The organism is Stenotrophomonas sp. Steno-C15 (assembly GCF_056393265.1).
Genome location: NZ_JBWJPF010000003.1, coordinates 59,780 through 82,928, shown reverse-complemented (window position 1 = coordinate 82,928; position 23,149 = coordinate 59,780). Strand labels below are relative to the sequence as shown.

The window sequence follows — 23,149 nt, the reverse complement described above, 5'->3', positions numbered from 1 at the left end:
ACTGTATAACAATTGTTGCGCAAGGAACCTCCCCCATGAAGTCCCCTTCCCCCGCACTGCTCGATGCCGGAGCCCTCGCCCTGTCGAGCCTGTGCCTGCTGCACTGCCTGGCGCTGCCCCTGCTTGCCGCCGCGTTGCCACTGTTCGGCGCCTGGGCCCAGGCCGAATGGGTGCATCTGCTGTTCGTGGCGATCGCCCTGCCGCTCACCGGCTACGCCCTGTGGCGGGCCGATCGCCGCCATCGCCTGCCCGTCATGGCCTGGACCGTGGCCGGTCTCGGCCTGGGCCTGCTGCTGGCCGGCGCGCTGGAGCTGCCTTCGCATGCCTGGGAAACGCCGCTGACGGTCACCGGCAGCCTGCTGCTGGCCGCCACCCACGTCTGGAACGCGCGGCGCCGGCACCGCCACTGCTGAGCATCGCCGGCCGCCTGCCCGGCGTTACTTCCCGTAACGCCGCAACAGTTCGACCAGTACCTCGGCCTCCGCCGCCCGCTGCTGCGGGTCTTCAGCCCCGACCACGTGCTCCTGCAGGTGCTCGTGCAGCAACTCCATCAACAGGCTGTGGGCCGCACCACGTACCGCCGCGACCTGCACCAGCACGTCCGCACAGTCGCCCGCTTCACCCTCGGGCCTGTCCAGCGCCTGCTCCAATGCCGCCACCTGGCCGCCAATGCGGCGCACCCGGGTCAGCAGCTGTTTTCGATTTCTGTGTACATGTGCCATGGGTGGATCGTATACCCTATGGGGGTATCAACTCCACCCGCCGGTCACTCAATGCATCTGGACACGCTCGCCGCTGCCCGTCGCCACGACCATCGCTTCGACGATGGCAATCCCCTTGCCGAACGCAATACCCGCCGCGCCCTGTGGCTGACCGTCGGCATGATGCTGGTGGAGATCATCGGCGGCTGGTGGTTCAACTCCATGGCCGTGCTGGCCGACGGCTGGCACATGAGCTCGCACGCACTGGCGCTGGGCCTTTCGGTGTTCGCCTACCGCTGTGCACGGCGCTACGCGCACGACCCGCGGTTCGCCTTCGGCACCTGGAAGATCGAGATCCTGGCGGGCTATACCAGCGCCATTGCCCTGCTGGGTGTCGCCGCGCTGATGGCCGCGCAGTCCGTGCAGCGGCTGTGGGTTCCCGCGCCGATCCATTACGACGAAGCCATCGCCATCGCCGTGGTCGGCCTGGGCGTGAATCTGCTCTGTGCGTGGTGGCTGCACGACAGCCCCGGCCACGCGCATCATGCGCATGGGCACGACCACGCGCATCATCACGGGCATCACCACGATCACGTTCATGCCCCTTCGCATGGCCACGATCTCAATCTGCGCTCGGCCTACCTGCACGTGCTGGCCGACGCGGCCACCTCGGTGCTGGCCATCGTCGCACTGCTCGGCGGCAAACTGCTGGGCCTCACCTGGCTGGACCCCGTGATGGGTCTGGTCGGCGCCGTGCTGGTCACGGTGTGGGCGGTCGGCCTGCTGCGTGACAGTGGCCGTATCCTGCTCGACGCGCAGATGGACGCGCCGGTGGTGGCCGAGGTCCGCGAGGTGATCGAGCAGGGCCCATGGCCGGCACGCCTGGCCGACCTGCACGTCTGGCAGGTGGGCCGGGGCAAGTACGCGGTCAGCGCCAGCGTGGTGACCAGTGACGCCCGCCTTGATGCCGATACCGTGCGCCAGGCGCTGGCGATCCACGAGGAGCTGGTGCACGTGACGGTCGAGATCCATCACAGCCCGTCCTGACAGCGCCGAGCCCTCGCCCCGGCTTCAGAGCTTCAGCATCATCCGCAGCAGGTACATCAGCAACGGCAGCGCACTCAGCACCGCGCCCACGATACCGATCCAGGGCCAACGCTCGCCCCGCACCCGCGACGCCACCGCCAGCCCGCATCCCACCAGTGCCGAGCCCAGCACACCCACCCCCAGGCCCGCGGCGATGCCATTGCCTCCCGCGGCCACCGCCGCCTGTGCCGCAAGCGTGCCTGCAGCCCACCCCACGACCAGGCCCAATCCACTGGCCACACCGCACCACGGTGCCTTGTCCTGTGCCATTGCACGCGTCCTCTTGCCGAATTTCTGTACGGGCCACGCCCGGCTGCTGCCTACACTAGCCGCACCTGCCTCGTCGGGACATCCCATGCGCGCGCTTCGCCTGCTGCTGCCCGGTGCCCTGCTGCTGTTCACCGCCTGTGGTGGCGATGCACGGCTGCCGTTCTCTTCTGATGCCCTGCAAGGCTGCTTCGCCACCAGCCCGCGCAGGACCGCCGATTTCCGCATCGAGCGCGAAGGCAGCCAGTACTTCGTTTCCTTCAACCGCGATGGCCAATGGCAGCGCGACCCGAACGGGCTGCACAAGGCCACCTCCAGCGAGATCAGCCGCTACTTCCGCGACGATGCGGCTCAGATCGACAGCGCCGTGATCCGCATGGCCGGCGGCTTCGGCCTCTTCCACTTCAACAGCGGCGCCACGCTGAAGGGCAAGGCCAGTGACAGTGACTACATGGCGCTGATGCTGATCGGTGCCGGGCCGGTGTATGCGGTGAAGTGCGATTGATCGAAGTGCAGGGATTCAAGCGGATGAGGAAAGTTTCAAATTCGACCAGGCACAACTTCGGTCACAATCAAGATGCCGGATATTGTTGAGCCTACTGTCTCCGCAACCATGAAACGGAGACTCACACATGAGCAGACGCGCGCGGATGCTATGTCTAGCGGCGGCCATGGCTGTACCTGCGTTCGCAGAAACACCCTTGAGTGTCGACAGAACGGAGTTGGACTCCAAGGGCGAGATCATCATCGTTCGTCGTACAACCTGGCCAGACTTCGACGGAGCACACATCCAGGTTGACCAGCATCTCAAGCCAGATGGATCTGGACGCCTGATCTATCGATACAGTGACCAGTCGGAAGCCACCAAGCTCTATCATCAGGCCTTCTGCGCCTCGATGGATATGGAACCGTCTCAGGGGGAAGGGACGATTGAAGGGCCGGCGGCGGGCTGGGTATGCACTCGTGAAAATGCCCCCGGCAGCTGCGTTGGGATCCAACACCGCTCTTTCTATCCTTCATGGCAGCTGCGGTACCATGCCCTCCCCCGAACCACCCGATGCCTGCCGTGCCCCACTACACCGGCCCTCTGCTGACCCGCGACAGCGCCGACGCCCTGCGTCGTGCCCATGACAAGGGCGCGCCCGAGTGGCAAGGCTCGCTTGACCTGGGGCGCAGCCAGGACAGCGTGGGGCTGGACGCGGAAGGCTTCCATTTCCGCGGCCAGCACTACCCGTGGCCGGGCAAGCTGAAGGACCGCACGCTGTACTACTGGGAGGGCGAAGACTTCGCTCCCATCTCACGCTACAGCGGTTCACTGATCAAACTGGTGCCTACCGAGTGGGGTGCGCCGACCTTCGAGATCGACGGCATCAAGATGCTGCCCACCTCGAAGCTGTCGCCGTTCGAGGACGCGCGCCGCAAGGTCGGGCTGGTTGCACCGGCGGGCAAGGCGCTGCTTGATACCTGCGGTGGGCTCGGCTACTTCGCCGCCTGCGCACTGGAGGCCGGCGTCGGCCAGATCCGCTCGTTCGAGAAGAACGCCGACGTAATGTGGCTGCGCACGCTCAACCCGTGGTCGCCCGATCCCGACTCGGCCGCTGCCGGTGGTCGCCTGCACTTCAGCCAGGGCGACGTCTCGCAGCAGATCGAGCAGATCGCCAGCAACAGCGTCGATGCGATCCTGCATGATCCGCCGCGCTTCGGCATCGCAGGCGAACTGTATTCGCAGGTGTTCTACGACCATCTCGCCCGCGCCCTGCGCAAGGGCGGCCGCCTGTTCCACTACACCGGCGCGCCCAACAAGCTCACCAGCGGCCGCGATGTGCCGCGCGAAGTGGCCAAGCGCCTGGAAAAGGCCGGATTCAAGGCCGAGCTCGCGCTGGACGGCGTGCTGGCGGTCAAGCGCTGAGCGCTACTCCGAATCCACCTTCGCCAGCGTCATCACCCACGCCGGCACCACCGGTTCGCCGGCATAGAAGTCCTTCGGCTTGTTCTCGGCCATCGCCCAGCGATGCAGCCAGCTCGGGCCGTAGCGGCCGTTGTAGCCTTCCGCGCCGCGCGCATAGGCAGGATCACGCATGGCTTCTTCCAGCGTGATGAAGCGGTAGCCGCGCCGCCGGGTGGCCGCCACCAGTTCGGCGAAGGTGGCCGCGTTCAGTTCATTGGCATGCATCAACCAGACCTGCGGCAACGCATAGCCCAGCAGCGCCTGCGACTGCCGCTCGTAGTAGTCCAGCTTGTTGAGCATGTACGGCACATAGCCCTTGCGCAGCTGCGCCAGCGTAGCCTCGCGGGCTGCGGACGGCGGCTGTTCATTCATCACGTTGGCGTAGGCGAAGGCCCAGACCCATTCGCCGTTGTCCACCGTCACCGGCGCCACGCGGTACCCGTGGTCGCGGAAGAATCCGTCCATTGCCGCGCGGTCCTCGGCCGTCCGGCCCGCACGCAGATACGGATGGCGCATCCACTGTGGCCGCTGGCCACGCTCGGCCAGCAGCGGCCGCAGCACCTGTTCGCCACGCAGGAAATCCTGCTGGAAGGCGGCTACGCCCTGCGCATTGAGGTCCATGTGCGAATAGGTGTGGTTGCCCAGCCCATAACCCGCGTCGAGCCAATCGCGCAGCATCTGCACCCGCGCCGGCTGCACCTGGCCATCAACCTCCAGCTTGTTCTCGTTGACGAAACCCACCACCGGCACATCGGCCTGGCGCAGCTGCGCCATCAACGCCGCATGGCGCGTCTGCAGATCCGCAGGCAGGATGGTGTCCACGCGCGCCCACGGCAGATCATCAATGGTCACCGCGATGCGCCGGTCCACCTCCGCGGCGTGCACCGCCAGCGACAACAGCAGCAACGGCAGGGCACGCAGCCACGTACGCATGGACCATCCTTGTGTCGGCAGGAACGCCGACTGTAGCCCAGCGCGCGAGCGCCGTCAGCGCCCCTCTTCAGCAGCCGCGGCCCGCCACAGCGCAACACCGCCCACCATCGCGGCCGTCAGCAGCGCCACCAGCACCAGGGCCAGGTCATCCGGATTGCGCTGCAGCGGCGCGTGCGCGCGGGTGAAAATATGGAAGACCACTTCCTGGGCCTGCTCCAGCGGCATGCGTCCCTGCTGGGTCAGATCGACCAGACACGCCGTCGGAGACAGCCTGACCACGCTGTTCCACGCGTCTTCGTACAGATGCAGGGTCCACGCCGCCAGCGCCATGGCGCTGGCATGCAGAGCCATCAGCCCCAGCGCGGTGGTGCGCAGGGGCCGCCGTACCCGGTGCCACCAATGCACGCAGATGGCCATCGCACCCAGCAGTGCGAGCACCATGCCCGCTACCGGCAACCACCGCAGTGGCTGCCAATCATCCAGCGCGCCGGCACGCGCCATCAACACTTCAGCCATCCGCAGTCGCGCCGCGGGATCTGGGCCACCGCAGGCAGCCGTCACCGGCTCCAGCAACAGATCCACACGGTGATGGAAATAGCCTGCGGCCAGGCCAAGGCCCAGCACGGCGACCACCTGCAGCAGAAGCAACATCAGTCCCGGGGCGCGCGTGCGGCCCTGAGGGAACGGAGTGGATGTCATCGTTACACTCGTGTCGGTGGTCTGTCATCGTAACCAAGCCGATCACGGCTGTCGGCTGGCGGATGCGACAACACGTGTGCTCGGCGGTACGATATCCACCGAGGAAGAACCGCTGCATGGAGTGCGCTGGATGCTGACGCTGTACCTGCTGGTGCATTACGGCACCGGCCTGTTGATGATCGCAGGGGCGGCCTACGCCGTGTCGCGTGTCATCCAGACCCAGCGCGCCAAGCTGCCACCAGTCACGCAATCCCTGCTGCCTACGGCCACACCACCGCGCCGTCGCGAACGCAAGGCACTACGGCGCCTGCAACGTCGTCATCCGCAGTGGAGCTACCACGTTGCCGCACCGGTTCCCCGCGCGTGGTACTTCATCGGCTGCATACCGATCTTCGCCACGGCAGCGGTATGGGCCGTCGCCATGCCGGACGGCGCACGCTTCCAGGTCATGGTTGAAAGCACCGTCGGCTACCCGGCGAGCATCGCCCAGGTGCGCCTGCCCGCATCCCGGCACGCCGCGCTGTTGCAGGCGTGGCAGCCTGTCATCGCACAGGGCGCACGCACGGTCGAGATGGACTACACCATCGGCCGCCCACCGCTGGCAATCCAGTCGCGCGATGTCCTGCCGGTACAGGTACGGCAGCAGGGTGACCTGCTGCAGGTCGCGTTCGCACAGCCGATGCAGACACACCGGCTGCAGGCCGCACTGACCGCACGCGGCGCTCTGGCCGCGGGTGCGGTGCAGGTCCATCCACGCACGGTCGCACCTTGGCGCGAACGCGGTTGGACGCCCCTGCTCGCCCCTGCACCAGCGGGCCGCCCAACGCCGCGCTAACCGCGCGGCAGCTTGGCCGCCCACATGTTGTCGACCAGGTTCGGATAGGGTCGCCCGTTCTCCTCCGCGCGCTGCCGCGCCGCCTCCTTCTGTGCAGGCGACAACGGCTGCGACTTCTGGCCCTTCGGGTTGGGCTTCTTCCACGGTGGCGTGCGGGTCTGGCGCATGCGACGAGTGTAGAGGCCGGTTACTGCTTGAGGAAGTTCAGCAGCGCCAGATTGAAGTCGTCGGTGTGGCTGGTGTTGCAGCCATGCGGCGCGTTATGCAGCACCACCAGCTCGCTGCCCCGTATGGCACGCTGGGTGCGCTTGCCCGAGCCCTCCAGTGGCACGGTGGCATCACTGTCGCCGTGCAGCACCAGGGTGGGAACGCTCACCTTCTGCAGGTCGCGACGGAAGTCGGTAGTGGCAAACGCCTTCATGCAACCCAGCGCCGCCGCCTGGTCGGACTGGTGGCACAGCGCAATCGCCGCCTGGCGCTCGGCCTCGGTGACCATCAGCTTGCCGTTGGCGCTGAAGAAATCGCGGGTGAAACCATCGAAGAAGGCTTCGCGGTCCTGTTCCAGGCCGGTGCGCATCTCGTCCGCCTTGTCCTGGGTCAGCGGGCCCTCCGGGTTATCGTCGGTGCGCAGCAGGTAAGGGGGCACCGCAGCCGCGAACACCACACTGTGCAGGCGCGACTCGCCGTGATTGGCGATGTAGCGCGCCACCTCGCCGCCACCCATCGAGAAACCGACCAGCGTGACCTCCTTCAGATCGCGCTGCTCGATGATGCTGGCCAGATCGGCCGCCAGCGTGTCGTAGTCATAGCCGTCGGCTGGCTTCTCGGAGCGACCGAAGCCACGCCGGTCATAGCTGATCACGCGGTAGCCCGCATCCCGCAGGATCGGCACCTGATCCTTCCACGCCTCGGCCGAGAGCGGCCAGCCATGGATGAGGATGACCGGGCGGCCCTCGCCGCCGGTGTCTTCGATGTGCAGCCGGATGGGGGAAGCAGACATGGGAACTCCTGGTGAAAGGATGGCACCAGCCTAGGCAGCGCCGCCTGTGGCGACCGTGAGGGAATCCGCCCGCGCCATGACATGCCCTACACGCCTGGCGCCCGGCACCCGCACCTGGAATCCGGCCGTTTGTACCCGGCAGACGCGGCTTCGTCGCACCCGTGCGCCGACCGCCCCCGCAGCGTGCCACTGTGCGCCCGACATCCACGGAGACGCGCCATGCTGTTCGCCCTGCCCCTGCTCGCCGCCGGCCTTGCCGCCAGCCCGGCCCCGTCCGATACCCTGCGCGAGCAGATCCGCCAGGCCGATACCCAGCTGTTCGCGGTGGCGTTCGAGGCCTGCGATGCCGATCGGGCCGCGGCGATGACCACCGAGGACATGGAGTTCTTCCACGACAAGGACGGCAAGTCGGCCAGCAGCCGCGAGGACTTCCGGCGCAGCGTGGCCCGCATGTGCGACAACGCGCGCGAGGGCGGCTGGCGCCTGCGCCGCGAATTGGTGGACCGTTCGCTGCAGGTGTTCCCGCTGCACGAGGAGCGTGCATTGGAGATGGGCGACCATCGCTTCTACGAACGCGGCAAGGACGGTGTGGAGCGGTGGGTGGGGCAGGCGCGCTTCGTGCAGGTGTGGCGACGCGTGGACGGCACCTGGCAGGTGGAGCGAGTGATCAGCTATGACCACCGCGGGGTGGATTGAGGTTCGGGGTGGCAGGCGGCGGAGGGTCCACGCCGCCACTCTGGCGCCCACCTGGCGAAATCCCATGCCTGTAACAGGTGGCCGCGCCTTCCCAGCGCGGCCACCTCCAGCCGTTACAACTGGATGCGCGCCACGCTCTCGTTCGCGTCCTTGGCGTCCTTCTCGCCGTTCTTGATGCTCACGTACAGCACGTTGTTCTTCGCATCCAGCGCCAGGCTGTTCGGGTGGGTCGGCACCGGGTAGGTGGCCACCTTCTGGTAGCTCTCACTGTCGTACGCGGTCACCGTGCCGCCATCGCGGTTGGTCACGTACAGGCGCTTGCGCGGTGCGTCCAGCAGGATGCCCAGCGGGCCGGCGTCGGTCGGGATGCTGGCCAGTTCCTTGCCGGTGGTGCGGTCGAGCACCAGCACGCGCTGGCCCGGGTGCTTGCTGGTGAAGCCCGCGCTGCTCTTGGTCATGTAGCTGCGGATCATCTCCGAGCCCTGGTCGGTCACGAACAGGCGCTTGCCGTCCGGGTGAAGCGCGATGTTCATCGGCTGCTCGGCGCTGATCTTGTGCTGGGCCACCACCTTGTTGGCGTCGGTGCCAACCACCACCAGGTCGGCCAGCAGGTTGCTGGTGTACACGCGCTTGTTGGCGGCATCCAGCGCCAGGCCCGGCGCCTTGGCGTTGCCCAGGCCCGGAATGGTGTTGATCACCTTCAGGGTGGTGGTATCGACCACGAACAGCACGCTGCCCTCGCTGGAATGGCCGGTGACGTACAGACGGTTGGCCGGGCTGTCGACCACCAGTTCGCGCAGGTCGTGGGTGTAGGCGGCCTTGCCGTCCTTGCCGACCTTCTTCTCCATCAGCTGCACGATGCCGATGGCCTTGTTCTGGGCGGTATCGACCACGGTTACCGAGGTATCAACGGTGTTGCCGACGTACAGGCGGTTGTGGGCGTCATCCAGCACCACGCCGAACGCCTTGCGCTCCAGCGGGATGCGAGTTTCCACGGCCAGCGTGGCCGGGTTCAGGCGCAGCACCTGCGACGGGCCGGCGTCATCGCCGAAGCCGCCGGAGGAGGCCACGAACACGGCGTTCTGGGTGGGGCTGTACGCCAGTTCGTACAGGCCCTTGGCGATGGCCTGGCGCTGCACGGCAGCGGGGGTGCTGGCGGCGGGAGCGTTATCGGCGAAGGCCGCCGGGGCGCCGACGCTGAGCGAGATGGCAAGGGCCAGGGCGGCCGAGCGGAAAGCGGAATGACGGAACATGCGAGCATCCTTGAAAGGGCACGGAAGGGTGTCCTGGCTCGCTGGGCCGTACGGCGACGGCCCGCCCCGGGTGTGTCTGCACGGGGTGGGCTGGCTGGGTTGCGGGGGAATGGTAGCAGGCTGGGGAGAGGCGTGGCGCCGAGGACGACGGCCGAAGTGTCGTTTTTGGCTCGCCTTTTCGGCTGCGGGGCGATGACGTTGGCCCGATTTCGGTGTGGACGGAGGATTTCAGGCGGCCCAGCGCGATCGGCAGGCGGTAGCGTTCTGTGCGGGCGCACAGGCTGATTACGATCTTTCCTGTCGTAGAAAGCTTCCTTGAAGTTCGATTGCGGAGATTGTCGTCGCATACGGCACGCTGGCCATCTGCGACAATAGTCCTGCTCTGTGGAACTGCGTGTTTTCTCCGCAAATTCCAATTGGATTTCAGGGCGCAGGCGTGAGCAGATTGGCGGGCCACCGGAAAAGGGTGGCGCGGGACTCGAAAACCCGTCTGATACCCAGTGCTTTGCGCTTGTCAGTCGGCGTCACCTCTCGGTGGCGCCGGCTGACAATCCGTTCGCGTTCCATGGCGGGCGGTGCGTGGGGGCCTTCGAGCCCGCCGGCTTGGGTAATCACCGGTTTTCGAGCCACGCATCGTCCCGCCACCTTCATGGGTGGCGTTGCTGTCTGTCCTGTACGGAGCATTGCCATGAACGAATCGGATTTCCGTTCCCTGCACGCGCAGTACGATCCGGCCAATACCGAGCCCGAGCGCGACGCATCCCCCGATCCCAACGGATTTGTCTCCACCCTGCGTCGCATCGGAAAGGGTGCGGCCGCGGATGGCCAGCCGTGGCCCGAGCGGCATCAGTTGCCTGGGCGTTGTCTTCAACTGGCGGATGCGGATTGCGCGCTAGCGGGATTGCGCGTGGTGGCAGAGCTGATGCTGGCTGCGGAGCGCACGCGGCAGAATGGTGCGCCCGAGGAGTACGTGGGAGATCGGGTGATGGAGGGGTTGAAGATGGCGTGTGTGGCGTTGACTGCGCAGGCTACTGAGCGGTTGCAGGTGCGGGAATAGAGCCCAAGGCTTGAACCTCAAGCAATAGGCTGTGGTCTGTCGTCGCAGCCCAATTGTCCGTTCGCCTTCGATCTTCCAATGAAGTCTCTGATATACGCGGTACTGTGCTTGGCAGCGCTGATTGGTTCAGCGCTCGCCCACTTCCACCTGCCAAAATGCTATTTGGAGCTGAAGACCTACCTCAAGGTCTCAGCTGCAGAGTTTGCTGTCATGCGCGAGGAAGCCCTAAGCCTAGCGGCTGAAAAGATGCAGCGCTCGGTGCTAGGCGCTTTGAAGCAAGGTGCGTCGAACTCACTTGCCGAGGTGAGCCAGTTCTGCTGGTGGACAACTCCTCAGCACAGTTGTTCATCCTACGGATCATAGGCCGAGCCATTGAGGCGCCTTGCGCTCAACATCTACTCCAGCACTGGAGTAGCCGACTGCTTCCAGCCGATTAGGGCTTTGCAACTGAACTCCACATACGAGACGTATCGACGGACCTGAACAATCTGCGGTTTGCGCTGACACACTACGCTCCTCCGCCCCAAGCCTTTAGCGGCTCATTATGTCGTTTACGGCATACTCTCCCCGGAAGCGCCACGCGCGGTCGAGGACAGGGGAAGGCTGTGAGCAGGTGGACTGACGACGAATTGGCTGCTGCCGTCGAGGCGTATCGCCAAATGGAGGCGCGTCTCGCCGATGGATTGATCCTTGAAAAGACCAGGTTCTATCGAGACCTGGCAACCCGCCATGGGCGCACGCCCAAGGCGTGGGAGTACCGCATGCAGAACATCTCCCATGTTCTAGATCAGGCAGGCAAACCTTGGCTACCCGGGCTTCTTCCAGCATCGAACGTGGGTGCGAGGGTTGAGCCGAAACTTGCCAAGCTCCTCGGGCTTCCTGGTGGGAAGCTGACGTCGGTCTCTAGTCCTACAAGGGTACTGTTGAAGCAGGAGGCCAAAGCGGCGGAGGCATCTGGCAGCTTCTCCCCAACAGACGAGGTGGACGAGAGGCAACGTGTGCTGGCAACTATTGTTCGGCGCCGCGGGCAACCGGCCTTCCGTAGGGCGCTGCTAGACGCGTACGACGGTCACTGCGCCATGACAGGATGCGGTGTCGTTGATGCTCTAGAGGCCGCCCACATCCGTCCATACACTTGTCAATCGAGCAATGTGGTCAGCAATGGCCTTCTTCTGCGTGCAGACATTCACACACTATTCGACCTACATCTAATCAGCATAGATCCAGCGTCTAGATGTATCGTGAGCGCGCCCTCACTACACAGATCGGCCTACTTAGAACTCCATGGACGAGATCTTGCCGATCCCGTCAATACAGCCGACGCTGCGAGCCATGATGCGCTGGCATGGCACAGAGCACGTTGTCTTTGGTAACAGCAGATCTAAATAATACTAGCGACTACACTGGACATAGCTAGCACGTGTATCAGTAGTACCGCCGGAAGATCGACAGAAGGTGAGCCGTGCCAGCATCGCCTCACACGTTGTTCAAGGCGAGATCAGAATATCGAGAAGCATCTGCAACTGTCTCGGTCAAGACGCCGGGAAGACCTGATTTTTGCTTACCAACGCTCAGCAGAGACGCAATGACCTCCCTAGCGACCGTCACGTTCACTGCGTTTCCCAGCGCCTTGCACGCCCTGGTCAAACTGTCCGGAAGAAACTTCAGTTCTTCCATAGACTGCAGTCTGGCACATTCCGCCGTGGTCATGTAGCGCCCTTCCCATCCAATAATAGGCACCTGACTAGTCGTCATGGCGACAAGCGAAGGGGCGCTCGTCGCACGTTTCACACGAACGCCGGAGGCTCTCAACTGCATGATGTGTTGAGATAGATCTCTAACCTCGCCCTGACAATTCCATTCAAACTTTTGAAAGGAATGATCAAATCTCCTGACTTCCTTTAACCATGAGCGAAGGGCGACACGATGTTCCTTAAAGAATGCTCTGTTCTGAAGAATGAAATCCTGCTTCCACAGCGGAAATTCGCCACTTCGCGCGTAGGGCGGAACTAACTCGAGCGCATCCTTCTTAAAAACACCCTCAATTCTCTGCCCAAATGCCCCTCGATAGTTTCTTAACGACTTCAAGCGGAGACCGGACAAAGGGCCTTCGTCGACAGGATACGTCGCACCCGCCTCACAACTCCATATTGGGAAATGAGGAAGCTTGGCATCAGCAGGCAACAAGTCTAGAAACTTCTGCCAGGTCTTTATCACGAGCGAATGCTTATCTGATAGTTTCCGAGCATCAATCGGCATATGATCAAGCACAGAATGAATGGTAGCAACATCTGTATCGAAACGAGAGTTTGGCCACGAAAACTCGGCCAACCCTCCTAGATCACGCCGTCGCGCCACCAAATACATGCGATCGCGAATTTGTGGAACGCCGAACTGATGCGGAGACAACTTTGCCGCTCGAGCATCGTAGTTCAAGCCCTCTAATGCAGCGCAAACGGCCCGAAATGTATTCCCATCGTCGTGCCTAAAGAAATTCGCAACATTCTCGAGAACAATGAATTCCGGTCTACGCAGTTCGATTATCTCGACAATTCTAAAAAACAAGGTCCCACGCACCACGTCCTTCCAACCGAGTTGAGAACCCGCCTTGGAGAATGGTTGACACGGGAATCCAGCACAGAGTAGATCATGCTCCGGAATATCATCCAATGAAACCTCAGTGATATCTCCGCTCGGCGCAATTCCAAAATTACGCTTATACAATTCACGAAGGTCCTGCTGCAACTCCGAAGAAAACACGCAGCGACCTCCCAGACTACTGGCAGCCAGATGGAAACCACCAAGGCCAGCAAATAGATCAATAAACTTCATATTTCCGCAATCACCCTGCAAAAGCCGAGTCGGGGACCTTTACGATTCGACTCTTTAGGAACTTCTTAAGGTCTGAATCGAGCTTCTCAGAAACCCAGTTCGCATTGTTTTCTGATGGAGCAAGCAATCGGCAACGATCAAAGAACACGCCGTCGACGCTTGTGGCACCTCTTCGGAATGCGTTGCTGTCAACAAAGGCGTATGGAATGGTCATACCTCTCATCGGTCTAGCATTGAAGCTAACAACCTTTTGCCAGATCGCAAGATCAGGAGTATTCCTCTTCTTGATCCAATTCTTGCCAGATGCGCACTGAATCATCATCACAGGAAATGAAGCGCTTTCATCTGAAAAATCTCTGTACAGCAAGAGATCCAAACCTAACTCTTTTGACTTGGCAGTCACATGAAGGGCAATTTCCGCCCCGGAAACCTCGCACAATCTGCCCGTAATCTCTTCGATCAATTCAGTTAACTTTACCGGGTTATCGGGAGTCCAGCCAAGTGGCCAAACTTTCCAGCGAGGAAACATTTCCTTGAGCGCCTCCTCAGACAACCGCTCAAAGAGAGCCCCTTGCTTTATGGAATTAGCGACCTTCTCCATCGCCTTAGGATAGAGATAGGCAACACAGCTCAAGTATAAACAAAATGCATATGCCGGAAACTCTGACCAGCTTCCGTTTTTGCTAATTCGTGTAGCTGAAACTTCAACCCCAAGTGGAGCGCCAACTCTAGAGAACCGCCGCTTGAGAACACCCCATGCAAGCGAAACAAACTCTTCAGCAAAATCTTGTTTTTTGTATATTTCATTCTCAATGAGAATGTCAACCACATCGGACTTCGAGACAGGGTCATCCAGCAGTATGGCACTAGCTTCAATCCAATCGCAAACATTCGCCATATTAGAATTATGGTTTCTTATGCTTCGACTAACACCCGACTCAGGCAGCGCCAGCATCGTCTTTCAACTCCTTGATCATTTCCTTTTGTATCGACGGGAAAATGGAGATGAGCTGCATTGCATCGACTGCAAGGCGCTTAACCGCTTTGGCTATATCGGGCGACTTTTTGAATACATGGGCTTCGGTGAGAGCGAGTTGAATCGAGTCAGAGGCAGAATTTACGTAACTGACGACGTCAGCTTGACTAGCGCCAGACTTTCTCTTTGCCACGTCAAACCGAGGATTTGGAGTCCGTTCCAAATACTGAACCGCCTCTTCGCTCTCGAGAACCCTGCCAAACTGATCGACTGAGCGAGAGTCAGAGAAAAGTGGAGGAACTTTATCCGTTCCGAATAGCCATCTCGCGTAGTTAACCAGGCGGGGAATATTCTTAGTCTTTACCGGCTTGCGTGCAGTTGCGGGCTCTGCAAGCAAGTTCAGCCCCAGATAACTTTGAACGCCAGCAGTTCTCAGAGAGAGATACAGTACGCTGAACTTCACCTCGACATAGTCCATGGCAATTTCAGCCTGAGCATCCATCTGAAGCAAAAGTCTGTATGCAATGTAGTGCTGACGAACTACAGGGGCTTTACTGCCAATTTTCCGCCTGACTTGCTCATAAGAAAGACCCTCCCCCTCAATCAACTTCGCAATATACTCAGCTTTCTCTGCCGGCTTCCATTCCTTAATTCCGGAAACATGCCTAAAGCCCAGATAGGCTGACACTTCCGAACGATCTTTTACCTCAATTACTGGAATCTCTTCGAAAAACTTCTGCGTAATCTTGGCGCCACGCACAAGTTCCTCCCAACGAGCGGAAAATGGCTTTCCATCTACGGCATTCTTTAACAGCTTCAACGCTGCCAATCGCCGATTACCTTCTACGACGATTAGTTTATTCGACCGCCCAAGCTTCTCCTTTACGACAATAAGGGCTTCCTGCGGCCAGAATCCACTCTCTATGAACGAAGTCGCGAGTTCATCCAGCGACCAGTCGGTCATTGCATCTAGAATCTCTTCTTGAGTTAATTTCGACGAAACAACACGCCTACCCAGACGGGGATTCGTGGGATCGAAGTGAAGATCTTGCACCTTCGCGTACTGGATTTTCGGAATGTTTGCCATTTTAGTTCCGCGGATAACGGGATCTAACGTCGTTTCGATTGTCTTTGCCATCGATTGCATCTGATGATTCCCAGGCATCTTGGCGTCTCGAAGCATAGCAACCCGCAGCCCGTCGTGCGTCTCCACCCCCACAACGAGGAAGGGCGGCCAAGGCCGCCCTTCGAAGAAGCCATCAGGTGAATCAATCAAACCCCAACAGGATTAGCCTTCTCCGGATCAATCTTGTACTGCTTGATCGCCCGGGCCACATCCTTCGCGGTCATCTTCCCTTCCTTCGCCAGCGCCGCAATCGCGGCATGCGCGATGTAGTACCGGTCAACCTCGAAGAAGCGACGCAGGTTCGCACGGGTATCCGAACGGCCGAAGCCATCCGTACCCAGCACCGTGTAAGACATCGGCACAAACGCGCGGATCTGATCGGCATACGCACGCACGTAGTCGGTAGCGGCAATCGCCGGGCCCTGGCGGCCTTCCAGCAGCTCGGTCACGTAGGCCTTGCGCTGCTCGCCTTCCGGATGCAGGCGGTTGTGGCGCTCCACATCGAAGCCGTCGCGGCGCAGTTCGTTGAAGCTCGGGCAGCTCCAGATATCGGCGGTCACGCCGAAGTCCTTGTCCAGCAGCTCGGCGGCGGCGATGGCTTCGCGCAGGATGGTGCCCGAACCCAGCAGCTGCACGCGCAGTTCGCCCTTCTTCGGCTTGCCGGCGTCGGTCAGCAGGTACATGCCCTTGACGATGCCCTCGGCTGCGCCTTCCGGCATGTCCGGGTGGGCGTAGTTCTCGTTCATCAGGGTCAGGTAGTAGTACTCGTCTACCTGGTCTTCCATCATCGCCTTGGTGCCGTGCTGCAGGATCACCGTCACTTCGTAGCCGAAGGTCGGGTCGTAGCTGCGCACGTTGGGGATGCCACCGGCCACCAGATGGCTGAAGCCATCTTCGTGCTGCAGGCCTTCACCGTTCAGCGTGGTGCGGCCGGCGGTGCCACCCAGCAGGAAGCCGCGGGTACGCATGTCGGCGGCCTGCCAGGCGATGTCGCCCACGCGCTGGAAGCCGAACATCGAGTAGTAGATGTAGAACGGCAGCATCGGCACGTTGCTGACCGAGTAGCTGGTACCGGCGGCCATCCACGAGCTGATCGCGCCCGGCTCGCTGATGCCCTGCTGCAGCACCTGACCGCTCTGGTCTTCGCGGTAGAACATCAGCTGGTCGGCGTCCACCGGCTTGTACTTCTGGCCGAACGGCGCGTAGATGCCGATCTGGCGGAACAGGCCTTCCATGCCGAAGGTGCGGGCTTCGTCGGCCACGATCGGCACGATGTGCGGGCCCAGCTCCTTGTCGCGCAGGGTGATGTTCAGGCTCTGCACGAACGCCATGGTGGTGGAGTAGGTGCGTTCGCCGCTGCTCTTCAGCAGGCGCTCGTAGGTTTCCAGCTTCGGTGCGTTGAAGCTCTTGTCGGCCTTGCGGCGGCGCTGCGGCAGGTAACCACCCAGGGCGGCACGGCGCTCCTGCAGGTACTGCACTTCCGGCGAGTCCGGGCCCGGGTTGTAGAACGGCACCTGGCCGTCCTTGAGTTGCTCGTCGGTCACCGGAATGTTGAAGCGGTCGCGGAAGTGCTTGACGGCTTCGTCGTCCAGCTTCTTGGTCTGGTGGGTCGGGTTCAGCGCTTCACCGGCGCTGCCCATGCCATAACCCTTCACGGTCTTGGCCAGGATGACGGTCGGCATGCCCTTGGTGTTCACGGCCTGGTGGTAGGCGGCGTACACCTTGTGCGGGTCGTGGCCACCGCGGTTGAGGCGCCAGATGTCGTCGTCGGACAGGCCGGCGACCATCGCGGCGGTCTCCGGGTACTTGCCGAAGAAATGCTCGCGGGTGTACGCGCCGCCGAAGGCCTTGCAGTTCTGGTATTCGCCGTCGACGGTTTCCATCATCAGCTTCTTCAGGACGCCGTTGGTGTCCTTGGCCAGCAGGGCATCCCAGTAACCGCCCCACAGCAGCTTGATGACGTTCCAGCCGCCGCCGCGGAACACGCCTTCCAGTTCCTGGATGATCTTGCCGTTGCCGCGCACCGGGCCGTCCAGGCGCTGCAGGTTGCAGTTCACCACGAAGATCAGGTTGTCCAGGCCTTCACGGCCGGCCAGGGCGATGGCACCCAGGGTTTCCGGCTCGTCCGACTCGCCGTCGCCGATGAAGCACCACACCTTGCGGTCGGACTTCTCGATCAGGCCACGGTTTTCCAGGTAACGCATGAACTGCGCCTGGTAGATGGCGGCCAGCGGGCCCAGGCCCATCGACACGGTGGGGGTCTGCCAGAAGTCCGGCATCAGCCACGGGTGCGGGTAGGAGGACAGGCCACCGCCGTCCACTTCCATGCGGAACTTGTCCAGCTGCTCTTCGCTGATGCGGCCTTCCAGGAAGGCGCGGGCGTAGATGCCCGGGGCGCTGTGGCCCTGGATGAACAGCAGGTCGCCGGGGTGGTTGTCGCTCGGGGCGCGCCAGAAGTGGTTGAAGCCCACGTCGTACAGGGTGGCGCCGGAGGCGAACGAGGCGATGTGGCCGCCCAGGTCGCCCGGCTTGCGGTTGGCGCGGACCACGGTGGCCATCGCGTTCCAGCGGATGATCGAACGGATGCGCCATTCCAGCTCGGCATTGCCCGGGCTCTTGGCCTCGAACTGCGGCTCGATGGTATTGACGTATTCGGTGGTGGGAGAGAACGGCAGGTAGGCGCCCGAACGACGGGTCAGCTCCACCATGCCTTCCAGCAGCTGATGCGCGCGCTCGGAGCCCTCGACATCAATAACGGCCTTCAACGACTCGATCCACTCCTGGGTTTCCACAGGATTCGGGTCGTTGTTCAGCACCTCGTTCAACCAGTTCATTAGCGCTCCCATAACCGCACGCACGCGCGCGACTGTTGTATAGATATCTAGACCGCAAAGTGTAGCGCACCAAGGGCTTTCGTCACTTGGCTACGCTGGCGTATGGACGCATGCAGCCAGTGTCCGCAAGGCATGTCCCGCCTGTCTTCGGCGGGCCAGCAGGCGCGCTGCAGGCCGCTGCGGCGGGCCTCGGACCGCTTCAGACACGTCGCGATTGCCCGCCTGGCGCATGTGCAGAACGAAGTGTTACCCAGGGCGATGACCGTTGTAGGGCACGGCCGACCGCGTGTGGGCCTACGCCGGGGGCACCGCAGCTGAATGACTGATGCGGTGTCGCGCCCGGCTCTGGACCGGGCTGCGCCTGCCGCGCAAGGTGACGGCGAGTGTTGGCACTGCCGCAACGGCCCGCCGTCTGGCTGCCTCGCTCCCTTCCACAGTGGTCCCCGGGGCGCACCGCAAGGGCGCCCTTTCTGTGTACGTGGCCCAAACGCGGCACGGTTGTGGCCGGATCGATGCTTGCCGGCGCCTGCCCTATCGATATATCGTTTCGATACTCGTTACCGATATATCGAAATGAGCCGTTCCCCTTCCCCCAGAACCCGTTCCAGCGAATCGGCCGTGCCCCGCCGCCATGGCCAGCCACGCGTGCTGAGCCGGGGCGACCTGCGCCTGCTGGTGCTGGCCCTGATCGGCGAGCAGCCGCGCCATGGCTACGAGCTGATGCAGTTGATCAGCAACCAGTTCCTGCAGGCCTACACGCCCAGCGCCGGCACCATGTACCCGCTGCTGGCGAGCTTCGAGCAGGCCGGCTGGGTGGCATCGGAGGAAGTGGATGGCCGCCGGGTGTTCCGCATCACCGCCGCCGGCGAGTTCGAGCTGAAGGTGCAGCGCACCCAGGTGCGCCTGGCCCAGCGACGGGCCTTCGATCGCGCCCGCGAGATCACCAAGGCATCGCTGCCGCCGCCGCTGGCCAGCGCCCTGCGTGACTTCAAGCGGGCGCTGGTGCATCACCACGGCCGCTGGGCCGAAGGCGAGGCCGAGCAGGTGGCGGCGCTGCTGTCGCAGGCATCGGCACTGATCAACGGCACCACCGGTAGCGAGCCCACCTCTTCAACGACCCAGCCAGACTGACTCCAGCCAGGTCTCCCCCTACGCCGCGCCCCCTGCGCGACACCTTTACAGGTATTCCCATGACTGAGCATCACAACGCGCGCCTGCGCCTGGATGTGAGATTCCGCGAACTGACGGTGCTGCGCACCGAGGTGGTCACCCCGCACATGCGCCGCGTCGTGCTGGGCGGCGATGATCTGGCCGGCTTCGATTCGCCCGGCGCCGACGACCACATCAAGCTGTTCTTCCCCAACGCCAGCGGCGAAATGGTGCTGCCGGTGCTGACGGCCGAAGGCCGCAGCTACCCGGACGGCAAGCAGCCGTCTCCGGCACGCGACTACACCCCACGCTGGTGGGACCACGACGCCGGCGAACTGGCCATCGACTTCGTGCTGCACGACCAGGGCATTGCCGGGCCGTGGGCTGAACGGGCGCAGCCGGGCGACACGCTGGTGATCGGCGGCCCGCGCGGCTCGTTCGTGGTGGCCGACAGCTACGACGCCTACGTGCTGATTGGCGATGAAACCGCGCTGCCGGCCATTGCCCGCTGGCTGGACGTGCTGCCGGAGGGCGCCGAGGTGCAGGCTTTCATCGAAGTGAGCGACGAAGCCGAGCGACAGGACCTGCCGCAGTACGAGAACGTGCAGATTCACTGGTTGGAGCGCAATGGCTTCCCGGCGGCCAGCAGCACGCTGCTGGAAGACATGCTGACCGACTTCGAGGCGCCGGAGGGCGACACGTTCTACTGGATCGCCACCGAATCGCGTCGCGCACGGATGATGCGCAAGTTCATCGAAGGCCATCTGGGCGTGCCGCGCGACTGGATCCGCTCGACCGGCTATTGGAAGGCGCACCCGGACGATACCGACGGCGACTGAGCGCGCCGCGCTGGCCTCAGTCTGCGTGAGCCGGGCATGGCCCGGCTCTGCAGCAGGCAGCCACCGGGATGTGTTGCTGTCGCCATCCGAACCGGTGCGCGGCCCAGATCTCCAGCGCCATCAGCAGCACAACGACCAGCCACGGCAGCAGCAGGCCGAAATACACGCCCGGCATCATGCCGTTGATCTGCGCTTTCACCAGCCGCAACACGCCGCGGGTGTGCAGCAGTTCGTCCACGCGCATCGTCAGCGCTTCGCGCACCACCGTCGGCTCCACGCCCAGTACACCGGCCTTGTCCACCAGAGTGTCTTCCACCAGCCCGCGCAGCACGCCTTCGCGCACCTTGCCGATCACCCAGCCACTGGCGCGTCCCAGTGCGCCATCGCCCAGGCCATCCAGTACCGGCAGCGGGTGTTCGCTGAGGTAGGCCGAGGCGACGGCTTCGGCCACATCGCCCACCGTGCCTTCGCTGTGCAGCGCATCGCGCATGCGCGGGTCGTCAAGCGAGTCGGTGAACCCGTGGCTCCACTGGGTCACGAGCGTCTGCAGATGCGGCTGGAAATGGTCCATCTGCTGGAGCAGCGCGCGGTGCGCGCCCGCGGTGAAACCCAGCTGCAGGCCGAAGAAGGCAGTGCCCAGCGGCAGCAGCAGCGCGTAACTGGCCAGCAGCCAGTGATGCCAGCGCCTGCGCCGCTGCAACCAGCCGCGGCGGCGCAGCGCATACCAGCCGGCCAGTCCGACCATGAGGCCCAGCAGCGCGCCCAGCACGCTGCCCACTGCCAGATCGAGCACGCTCAACCCGGCCCAGAATTCGTTCAACCAGTACTGCACGTCCTGCATGGCCTTACCTTCCGTGGATGAAACAGCAGGCGATTGTAGGACCGGGTTCACCCTCGGTGGCTCTTCGGCCCATGCCACGGGGTCAGCCCCCTTGTCCCACGGAGCGGCGCATGACGCCGGCAGCGGATCGACCCGGGCAGATGCGACAATCGCGCTCCTTTCCAGTTGCAACGAGGCCCCTGTGGGCAAACTGACCTTGGCCGGCGTCGATGCGCTGCGCTCCCGCTTCAACGACGACGCCGCCTGTGATGGCGCGCTGGCGGCCTTCGCTGATCCGGCCGCCCTGCGTGCACCGCTGCGGGATCTGTTGGACGCCGAACACCGGTTCCTGCAGGCCGAGTACGAAGTGGCGCAGGTGGCCGATGTGCTGCGCCGCGACCAGAAGTACGCGCCGGTGGGCCGGCCGTCGGTGCATATCGTGCAGCTGCGCAAGCAGCAGGCGGCGACCAGGCAAGCCGCGTTGATCGCACGTCAGGTGGTGGCGCAGGCCGCGCAGACCTTCGTGCGGATGAGTGGCATGACGGTGAAGGCCAAGCAGAGCCCGAGCGAGGCGTGTGCAGCGTGGTTGGGCGCGCTGCGCTGAGCGCGCGTACCCGGTAGTGGCCAACACGCGTTGCCCGCGCTCAAAAAAGAAGGCCCGCTTCGCAGCGGGCCTTCTGCCTTCTCACGACGAGTGAGCGGGGTGCATCAAGCGGCCGGCTTCTCGCCGGTGGCTTCGGTGGTGATGCGGATCTTCACTTCATCGCTGACGTTCGGGGCGTAGGCGCCCACGCCGAAATCGCTGCGCTTGAGGGTGGTGGTGGCATCGAAGCCGGCGGCCGGAACCTTGGCCATCGGGTGCTCGCCGCCGCCGTTGATGGTGACGTCCAGGGTCACCGGCTTGGTGATGTCCTTGATGGTCAGATCGCCAGTGACGGTCAGCTTGTTGGTGCCGGCCGATTCCACCTTGGTGCTCTTGAAGGTGGCCGCCGGGAACTTGGCAGCGTCGAAGAAATCGGCGCTCTTCAGGTGCTCGTCGAACTTGGCGGTGAAGCTGTTGAGGCCGCTCAGCGGCAGCTTCACTTCCACGGTGGACTTGGTCACGTCGGCGGCGTCGTACACCAGGGTGCCTTCGGCGTTGCCGAAGTGCGCGCTCGGGTTGGAGAAGCCGAAGTGGCTCCACTGTGCCAGCACGTCGGTGTGGCTCGGGTCGAGCTTGTAGGTGCCCGAGGCGATCTGGATCGCTTCGGCGGCGGGCGCGGCAGCGGCAGCATCGGCAGCCGGGGTGGCGGCCGGCTGTTCGGTGGCGGCCGGAGCGGCGGCATCAGCGGCCGGGGCAGCGGTATCGGCCGGCTTGGAGCAGGCGGCGATGGCCAGGGTCAGGGCCAGCGGCAGCAGCAGTTTACGGGTGGCGCTCATCTGAGGAACTCTCCGGATCGTAGGGTGGGTACAGGGTGCAGCAATGGCCCGCCGCAACCGGCGGGCCCGAAACCGATACAGCGACTTACGCGATGCGCGCCGCTTCGTCGAACGACAGACGCGGCAGGCGCGGGAACAGGCCCGCCGGGTCACCGTACCCCAGGTTGACCAGGAAATTCGACTTGATGCTGGTGCCGGCGAAGAAGGCTTCATCGACCTTGGCCGGGTCGAAGCCGGACATCGGGCCGGCATCCAGGCCCAGCGCGCGCGCGGCCAGGATCAGGTAGGCGCCCTGCAGGCTGCCGTTGCGGATGGCGGCCTCGTGGCGGCCTTCCTGCGGGCCGTCGAACCAGGACTTGGCGTCGGCGTGCGGGAACAGGTACGGCAGCTTCTCGTGGAAATCCAGGTCGAAACCGATGATGACGGTGACCGGTGCGGCCATGGTCTTGTCATGGTTGCCTTCGGACAGCGCGGGGGCCAGCTTGGCCTTGGCTTCGGCCGACTTCACGAACACGAAGCGCGCCGGGCTGGCGTTGGCCGCGGTTGGGCCCCACTTCACCAGCTCGTACAGTTCCTGCAGCAGGCTGTCGTCCACCGGGGTGTCGAGGAAGGCATTCTGGGTGCGGGCGGTGCGGAACAGCTGATCCAGTGCGGCGGCGTCAAGCGCGTGGGACATCGG

The 23,149-nt window shown here is 63.4% G+C and carries 25 protein-coding genes; 11 read left to right on the top strand and 14 right to left on the bottom strand.

What is annotated here, in order from left to right:
* Positions 1–35 precede the first annotated feature (35 nt).
* Positions 36–413 (top strand): MerC domain-containing protein, encoded by a 378-nt coding sequence (locus AC06FB_RS03910; RefSeq protein ID WP_478053402.1) that lies wholly within the window; start codon positions 36–38, stop codon positions 411–413.
* Positions 414–437: 24 nt separating this feature from the next.
* Here the strand turns inward: AC06FB_RS03910 and AC06FB_RS03905 are convergent, their stop codons facing one another.
* Entirely contained in the window at positions 438–722 is a 285-nt protein-coding gene (locus AC06FB_RS03905; protein ID WP_049417302.1) for a metal-sensing transcriptional repressor, read from the bottom strand.
* A gap of 51 nt (positions 723–773) precedes the next feature.
* Here AC06FB_RS03905 and dmeF point away from each other — a divergent pair, with 51 nt between their 5' ends.
* Positions 774–1,748: a CDF family Co(II)/Ni(II) efflux transporter DmeF gene (gene dmeF, locus AC06FB_RS03900; RefSeq protein WP_065182548.1), complete on the top strand. Its 975-nt coding sequence runs from the start codon at positions 774–776 to the stop codon at positions 1,746–1,748.
* Between the two features lie 24 nt (positions 1,749–1,772).
* On the opposite strand, the gene AC06FB_RS03895 is transcribed toward dmeF, so the two are convergent.
* Positions 1,773–2,057: a hypothetical protein gene (locus AC06FB_RS03895; protein ID WP_111186611.1), complete on the bottom strand. Its 285-nt coding sequence runs from the start codon at positions 2,055–2,057 to the stop codon at positions 1,773–1,775.
* A gap of 85 nt (positions 2,058–2,142) precedes the next feature.
* On the opposite strand from AC06FB_RS03895, the gene AC06FB_RS03890 reads away from it, so the two are divergent.
* Both AC06FB_RS03890 and AC06FB_RS03885 read left to right on the top strand, forming a co-directional pair.
* Entirely contained in the window at positions 2,143–2,559 is a 417-nt protein-coding gene (locus tag AC06FB_RS03890; protein ID WP_322523345.1) for a hypothetical protein, read from the top strand.
* Between the two features lie 513 nt (positions 2,560–3,072).
* Positions 3,073–3,963, top strand: a complete 891-nt coding sequence (locus AC06FB_RS03885; RefSeq protein ID WP_478053401.1) for a class I SAM-dependent methyltransferase — start codon at positions 3,073–3,075, stop codon at positions 3,961–3,963.
* Between the two features lie 3 nt (positions 3,964–3,966).
* Here AC06FB_RS03885 and AC06FB_RS03880 read toward each other — a convergent pair whose 3' ends face one another.
* A complete protein-coding gene (locus AC06FB_RS03880) occupies positions 3,967–4,935 on the bottom strand; it encodes a polysaccharide deacetylase family protein (RefSeq protein WP_111186613.1) in 969 nt (322 codons plus the stop codon).
* A 54-nt stretch (positions 4,936–4,989) separates the two neighbouring features.
* Complete coding sequence (locus AC06FB_RS03875; RefSeq protein ID WP_053518811.1) at positions 4,990–5,634, bottom strand: hypothetical protein; 645 nt, start codon at positions 5,632–5,634, stop codon at positions 4,990–4,992.
* A gap of 130 nt (positions 5,635–5,764) precedes the next feature.
* Between AC06FB_RS03875 and AC06FB_RS03870 the strand changes: the two genes are divergently transcribed.
* Positions 5,765–6,469, top strand: a complete 705-nt coding sequence (locus AC06FB_RS03870) for a hypothetical protein (RefSeq protein WP_478053400.1) — start codon at positions 5,765–5,767, stop codon at positions 6,467–6,469.
* On the opposite strand, the gene AC06FB_RS03865 is transcribed toward AC06FB_RS03870, so the two are convergent.
* Complete coding sequence (locus AC06FB_RS03865) at positions 6,466–6,636, bottom strand: hypothetical protein (protein ID WP_164972344.1); 171 nt, start codon at positions 6,634–6,636, stop codon at positions 6,466–6,468. The genes AC06FB_RS03870 and AC06FB_RS03865 overlap by 4 nt on opposite strands.
* Before the next feature lie 20 nt (positions 6,637–6,656).
* The gene (locus AC06FB_RS03860) at positions 6,657–7,469 is read right to left on the bottom strand and encodes an alpha/beta fold hydrolase (RefSeq protein WP_478053399.1); all 813 of its coding nucleotides are present in this window, start codon (positions 7,467–7,469) and stop codon (positions 6,657–6,659) included.
* 219 nt (positions 7,470–7,688) lie between these two features.
* On the opposite strand from AC06FB_RS03860, the gene AC06FB_RS03855 reads away from it, so the two are divergent.
* Positions 7,689–8,165 carry a nuclear transport factor 2 family protein gene (locus tag AC06FB_RS03855; protein ID WP_478053398.1) on the top strand — a complete coding sequence of 159 codons (477 nt, stop codon included), beginning with the start codon at positions 7,689–7,691 and terminating at the stop codon, positions 8,163–8,165.
* A 113-nt stretch (positions 8,166–8,278) separates the two neighbouring features.
* On the opposite strand, the gene AC06FB_RS03850 is transcribed toward AC06FB_RS03855, so the two are convergent.
* A complete protein-coding gene (locus AC06FB_RS03850) occupies positions 8,279–9,418 on the bottom strand; it encodes a YncE family protein (protein ID WP_461289454.1) in 1,140 nt (379 codons plus the stop codon).
* A 688-nt stretch (positions 9,419–10,106) separates the two neighbouring features.
* Between AC06FB_RS03850 and AC06FB_RS03845 the strand changes: the two genes are divergently transcribed.
* The gene (locus tag AC06FB_RS03845) at positions 10,107–10,475 is read left to right on the top strand and encodes a hypothetical protein (protein WP_065182553.1); all 369 of its coding nucleotides are present in this window, start codon (positions 10,107–10,109) and stop codon (positions 10,473–10,475) included.
* A 659-nt stretch (positions 10,476–11,134) separates the two neighbouring features.
* Positions 11,135–11,848: an HNH endonuclease gene (locus tag AC06FB_RS03840; RefSeq protein WP_478053430.1), complete on the top strand. Its 714-nt coding sequence runs from the start codon at positions 11,135–11,137 to the stop codon at positions 11,846–11,848.
* Positions 11,849–11,951: 103 nt separating this feature from the next.
* Here the strand turns inward: AC06FB_RS03840 and AC06FB_RS03835 are convergent, their stop codons facing one another.
* The 4 genes from AC06FB_RS03835 to aceE all read right to left on the bottom strand — a co-directional run bounded on the left by AC06FB_RS03835 (position 11,952) and on the right by aceE (position 18,243).
* Positions 11,952–13,307, bottom strand: coding sequence for a DNA cytosine methyltransferase (locus AC06FB_RS03835; RefSeq protein WP_478053397.1), 1,356 nt, complete (start codon positions 13,305–13,307; stop codon positions 11,952–11,954).
* Between the two features lie 10 nt (positions 13,308–13,317).
* A complete protein-coding gene (locus AC06FB_RS03830; RefSeq protein ID WP_478053396.1) occupies positions 13,318–14,262 on the bottom strand; it encodes a hypothetical protein in 945 nt (314 codons plus the stop codon).
* Positions 14,246–15,421: a hypothetical protein gene (locus AC06FB_RS03825; RefSeq protein ID WP_478053395.1), complete on the bottom strand. Its 1,176-nt coding sequence runs from the start codon at positions 15,419–15,421 to the stop codon at positions 14,246–14,248. Before AC06FB_RS03825 ends, AC06FB_RS03830 begins: the two co-directional genes overlap by 17 nt.
* Before the next feature lie 134 nt (positions 15,422–15,555).
* Positions 15,556–18,243, bottom strand: coding sequence for a pyruvate dehydrogenase (acetyl-transferring), homodimeric type (gene aceE, locus AC06FB_RS03820; RefSeq protein ID WP_065175416.1), 2,688 nt, complete (start codon positions 18,241–18,243; stop codon positions 15,556–15,558).
* Positions 18,244–18,816: 573 nt separating this feature from the next.
* On the opposite strand from aceE, the gene AC06FB_RS03815 reads away from it, so the two are divergent.
* Together AC06FB_RS03815 and AC06FB_RS03810 are read left to right on the top strand one after the other, a co-directional pair.
* Positions 18,817–19,374 (top strand): PadR family transcriptional regulator, encoded by a 558-nt coding sequence (locus AC06FB_RS03815; protein WP_053520111.1) that lies wholly within the window; start codon positions 18,817–18,819, stop codon positions 19,372–19,374.
* Between the two features lie 59 nt (positions 19,375–19,433).
* Positions 19,434–20,231, top strand: a complete 798-nt coding sequence (locus AC06FB_RS03810; RefSeq protein ID WP_053520112.1) for a siderophore-interacting protein — start codon at positions 19,434–19,436, stop codon at positions 20,229–20,231.
* A 16-nt stretch (positions 20,232–20,247) separates the two neighbouring features.
* Here AC06FB_RS03810 and AC06FB_RS03805 read toward each other — a convergent pair whose 3' ends face one another.
* Entirely contained in the window at positions 20,248–21,072 is an 825-nt protein-coding gene (locus tag AC06FB_RS03805) for a hypothetical protein (RefSeq protein WP_368865992.1), read from the bottom strand.
* A gap of 181 nt (positions 21,073–21,253) precedes the next feature.
* On the opposite strand from AC06FB_RS03805, the gene AC06FB_RS03800 reads away from it, so the two are divergent.
* On the top strand, positions 21,254–21,655 hold the full coding sequence (locus AC06FB_RS03800; RefSeq protein WP_164151053.1) for a hypothetical protein: 402 nt from the start codon (positions 21,254–21,256) through the stop codon (positions 21,653–21,655).
* A 104-nt stretch (positions 21,656–21,759) separates the two neighbouring features.
* Here AC06FB_RS03800 and AC06FB_RS03795 read toward each other — a convergent pair whose 3' ends face one another.
* Positions 21,760–22,470, bottom strand: coding sequence for a YceI family protein (locus AC06FB_RS03795; RefSeq protein ID WP_074902043.1), 711 nt, complete (start codon positions 22,468–22,470; stop codon positions 21,760–21,762).
* 85 nt (positions 22,471–22,555) lie between these two features.
* Entirely contained in the window at positions 22,556–23,146 is a 591-nt protein-coding gene (locus AC06FB_RS03790) for a malonic semialdehyde reductase (RefSeq protein WP_053520115.1), read from the bottom strand.
* Positions 23,147–23,149: the final 3 nt, after the last annotated feature.

Excerpts from the sequence above, each read along its gene's own strand:
- AC06FB_RS03910 (WP_478053402.1), top strand. The coding sequence starts at position 36 with ATGAAGTCCCCTTCCCCCGCACTGCTCGATGCCGGAGCCCTCGCCCTG.
- AC06FB_RS03905 (WP_049417302.1), bottom strand. The coding sequence starts at position 722 with ATGGCACATGTACACAGAAATCGAAAACAGCTGCTGACCCGGGTGCGC.
- dmeF (WP_065182548.1), top strand. The coding sequence starts at position 774 with ATGCATCTGGACACGCTCGCCGCTGCCCGTCGCCACGACCATCGCTTC.
- AC06FB_RS03895 (WP_111186611.1), bottom strand. The coding sequence starts at position 2,057 with ATGGCACAGGACAAGGCACCGTGGTGCGGTGTGGCCAGTGGATTGGGC.
- AC06FB_RS03890 (WP_322523345.1), top strand. The coding sequence starts at position 2,143 with ATGCGCGCGCTTCGCCTGCTGCTGCCCGGTGCCCTGCTGCTGTTCACC.
- AC06FB_RS03885 (WP_478053401.1), top strand. The coding sequence starts at position 3,073 with ATGGCAGCTGCGGTACCATGCCCTCCCCCGAACCACCCGATGCCTGCC.
- AC06FB_RS03880 (WP_111186613.1), bottom strand. The coding sequence starts at position 4,935 with ATGCGTACGTGGCTGCGTGCCCTGCCGTTGCTGCTGTTGTCGCTGGCG.
- AC06FB_RS03875 (WP_053518811.1), bottom strand. The coding sequence starts at position 5,634 with ATGACATCCACTCCGTTCCCTCAGGGCCGCACGCGCGCCCCGGGACTG.
- AC06FB_RS03870 (WP_478053400.1), top strand. The coding sequence starts at position 5,765 with ATGCTGACGCTGTACCTGCTGGTGCATTACGGCACCGGCCTGTTGATG.
- AC06FB_RS03865 (WP_164972344.1), bottom strand. The coding sequence starts at position 6,636 with ATGCGCCAGACCCGCACGCCACCGTGGAAGAAGCCCAACCCGAAGGGC.
- AC06FB_RS03860 (WP_478053399.1), bottom strand. The coding sequence starts at position 7,469 with ATGTCTGCTTCCCCCATCCGGCTGCACATCGAAGACACCGGCGGCGAG.
- AC06FB_RS03855 (WP_478053398.1), top strand. The coding sequence starts at position 7,689 with ATGCTGTTCGCCCTGCCCCTGCTCGCCGCCGGCCTTGCCGCCAGCCCG.
- AC06FB_RS03850 (WP_461289454.1), bottom strand. The coding sequence starts at position 9,418 with ATGTTCCGTCATTCCGCTTTCCGCTCGGCCGCCCTGGCCCTTGCCATC.
- AC06FB_RS03845 (WP_065182553.1), top strand. The coding sequence starts at position 10,107 with ATGAACGAATCGGATTTCCGTTCCCTGCACGCGCAGTACGATCCGGCC.
- AC06FB_RS03840 (WP_478053430.1), top strand. The coding sequence starts at position 11,135 with ATGGAGGCGCGTCTCGCCGATGGATTGATCCTTGAAAAGACCAGGTTC.
- AC06FB_RS03835 (WP_478053397.1), bottom strand. The coding sequence starts at position 13,307 with ATGAAGTTTATTGATCTATTTGCTGGCCTTGGTGGTTTCCATCTGGCT.
- AC06FB_RS03830 (WP_478053396.1), bottom strand. The coding sequence starts at position 14,262 with ATGCTGGCGCTGCCTGAGTCGGGTGTTAGTCGAAGCATAAGAAACCAT.
- AC06FB_RS03825 (WP_478053395.1), bottom strand. The coding sequence starts at position 15,421 with ATGGCAAAGACAATCGAAACGACGTTAGATCCCGTTATCCGCGGAACT.
- aceE (WP_065175416.1), bottom strand. The coding sequence starts at position 18,243 with ATGAACTGGTTGAACGAGGTGCTGAACAACGACCCGAATCCTGTGGAA.
- AC06FB_RS03815 (WP_053520111.1), top strand. The coding sequence starts at position 18,817 with ATGAGCCGTTCCCCTTCCCCCAGAACCCGTTCCAGCGAATCGGCCGTG.
- AC06FB_RS03810 (WP_053520112.1), top strand. The coding sequence starts at position 19,434 with ATGACTGAGCATCACAACGCGCGCCTGCGCCTGGATGTGAGATTCCGC.
- AC06FB_RS03805 (WP_368865992.1), bottom strand. The coding sequence starts at position 21,072 with ATGCAGGACGTGCAGTACTGGTTGAACGAATTCTGGGCCGGGTTGAGC.
- AC06FB_RS03795 (WP_074902043.1), bottom strand. The coding sequence starts at position 22,470 with ATGAGCGCCACCCGTAAACTGCTGCTGCCGCTGGCCCTGACCCTGGCC.
- AC06FB_RS03790 (WP_053520115.1), bottom strand. The coding sequence starts at position 23,146 with ATGTCCCACGCGCTTGACGCCGCCGCACTGGATCAGCTGTTCCGCACC.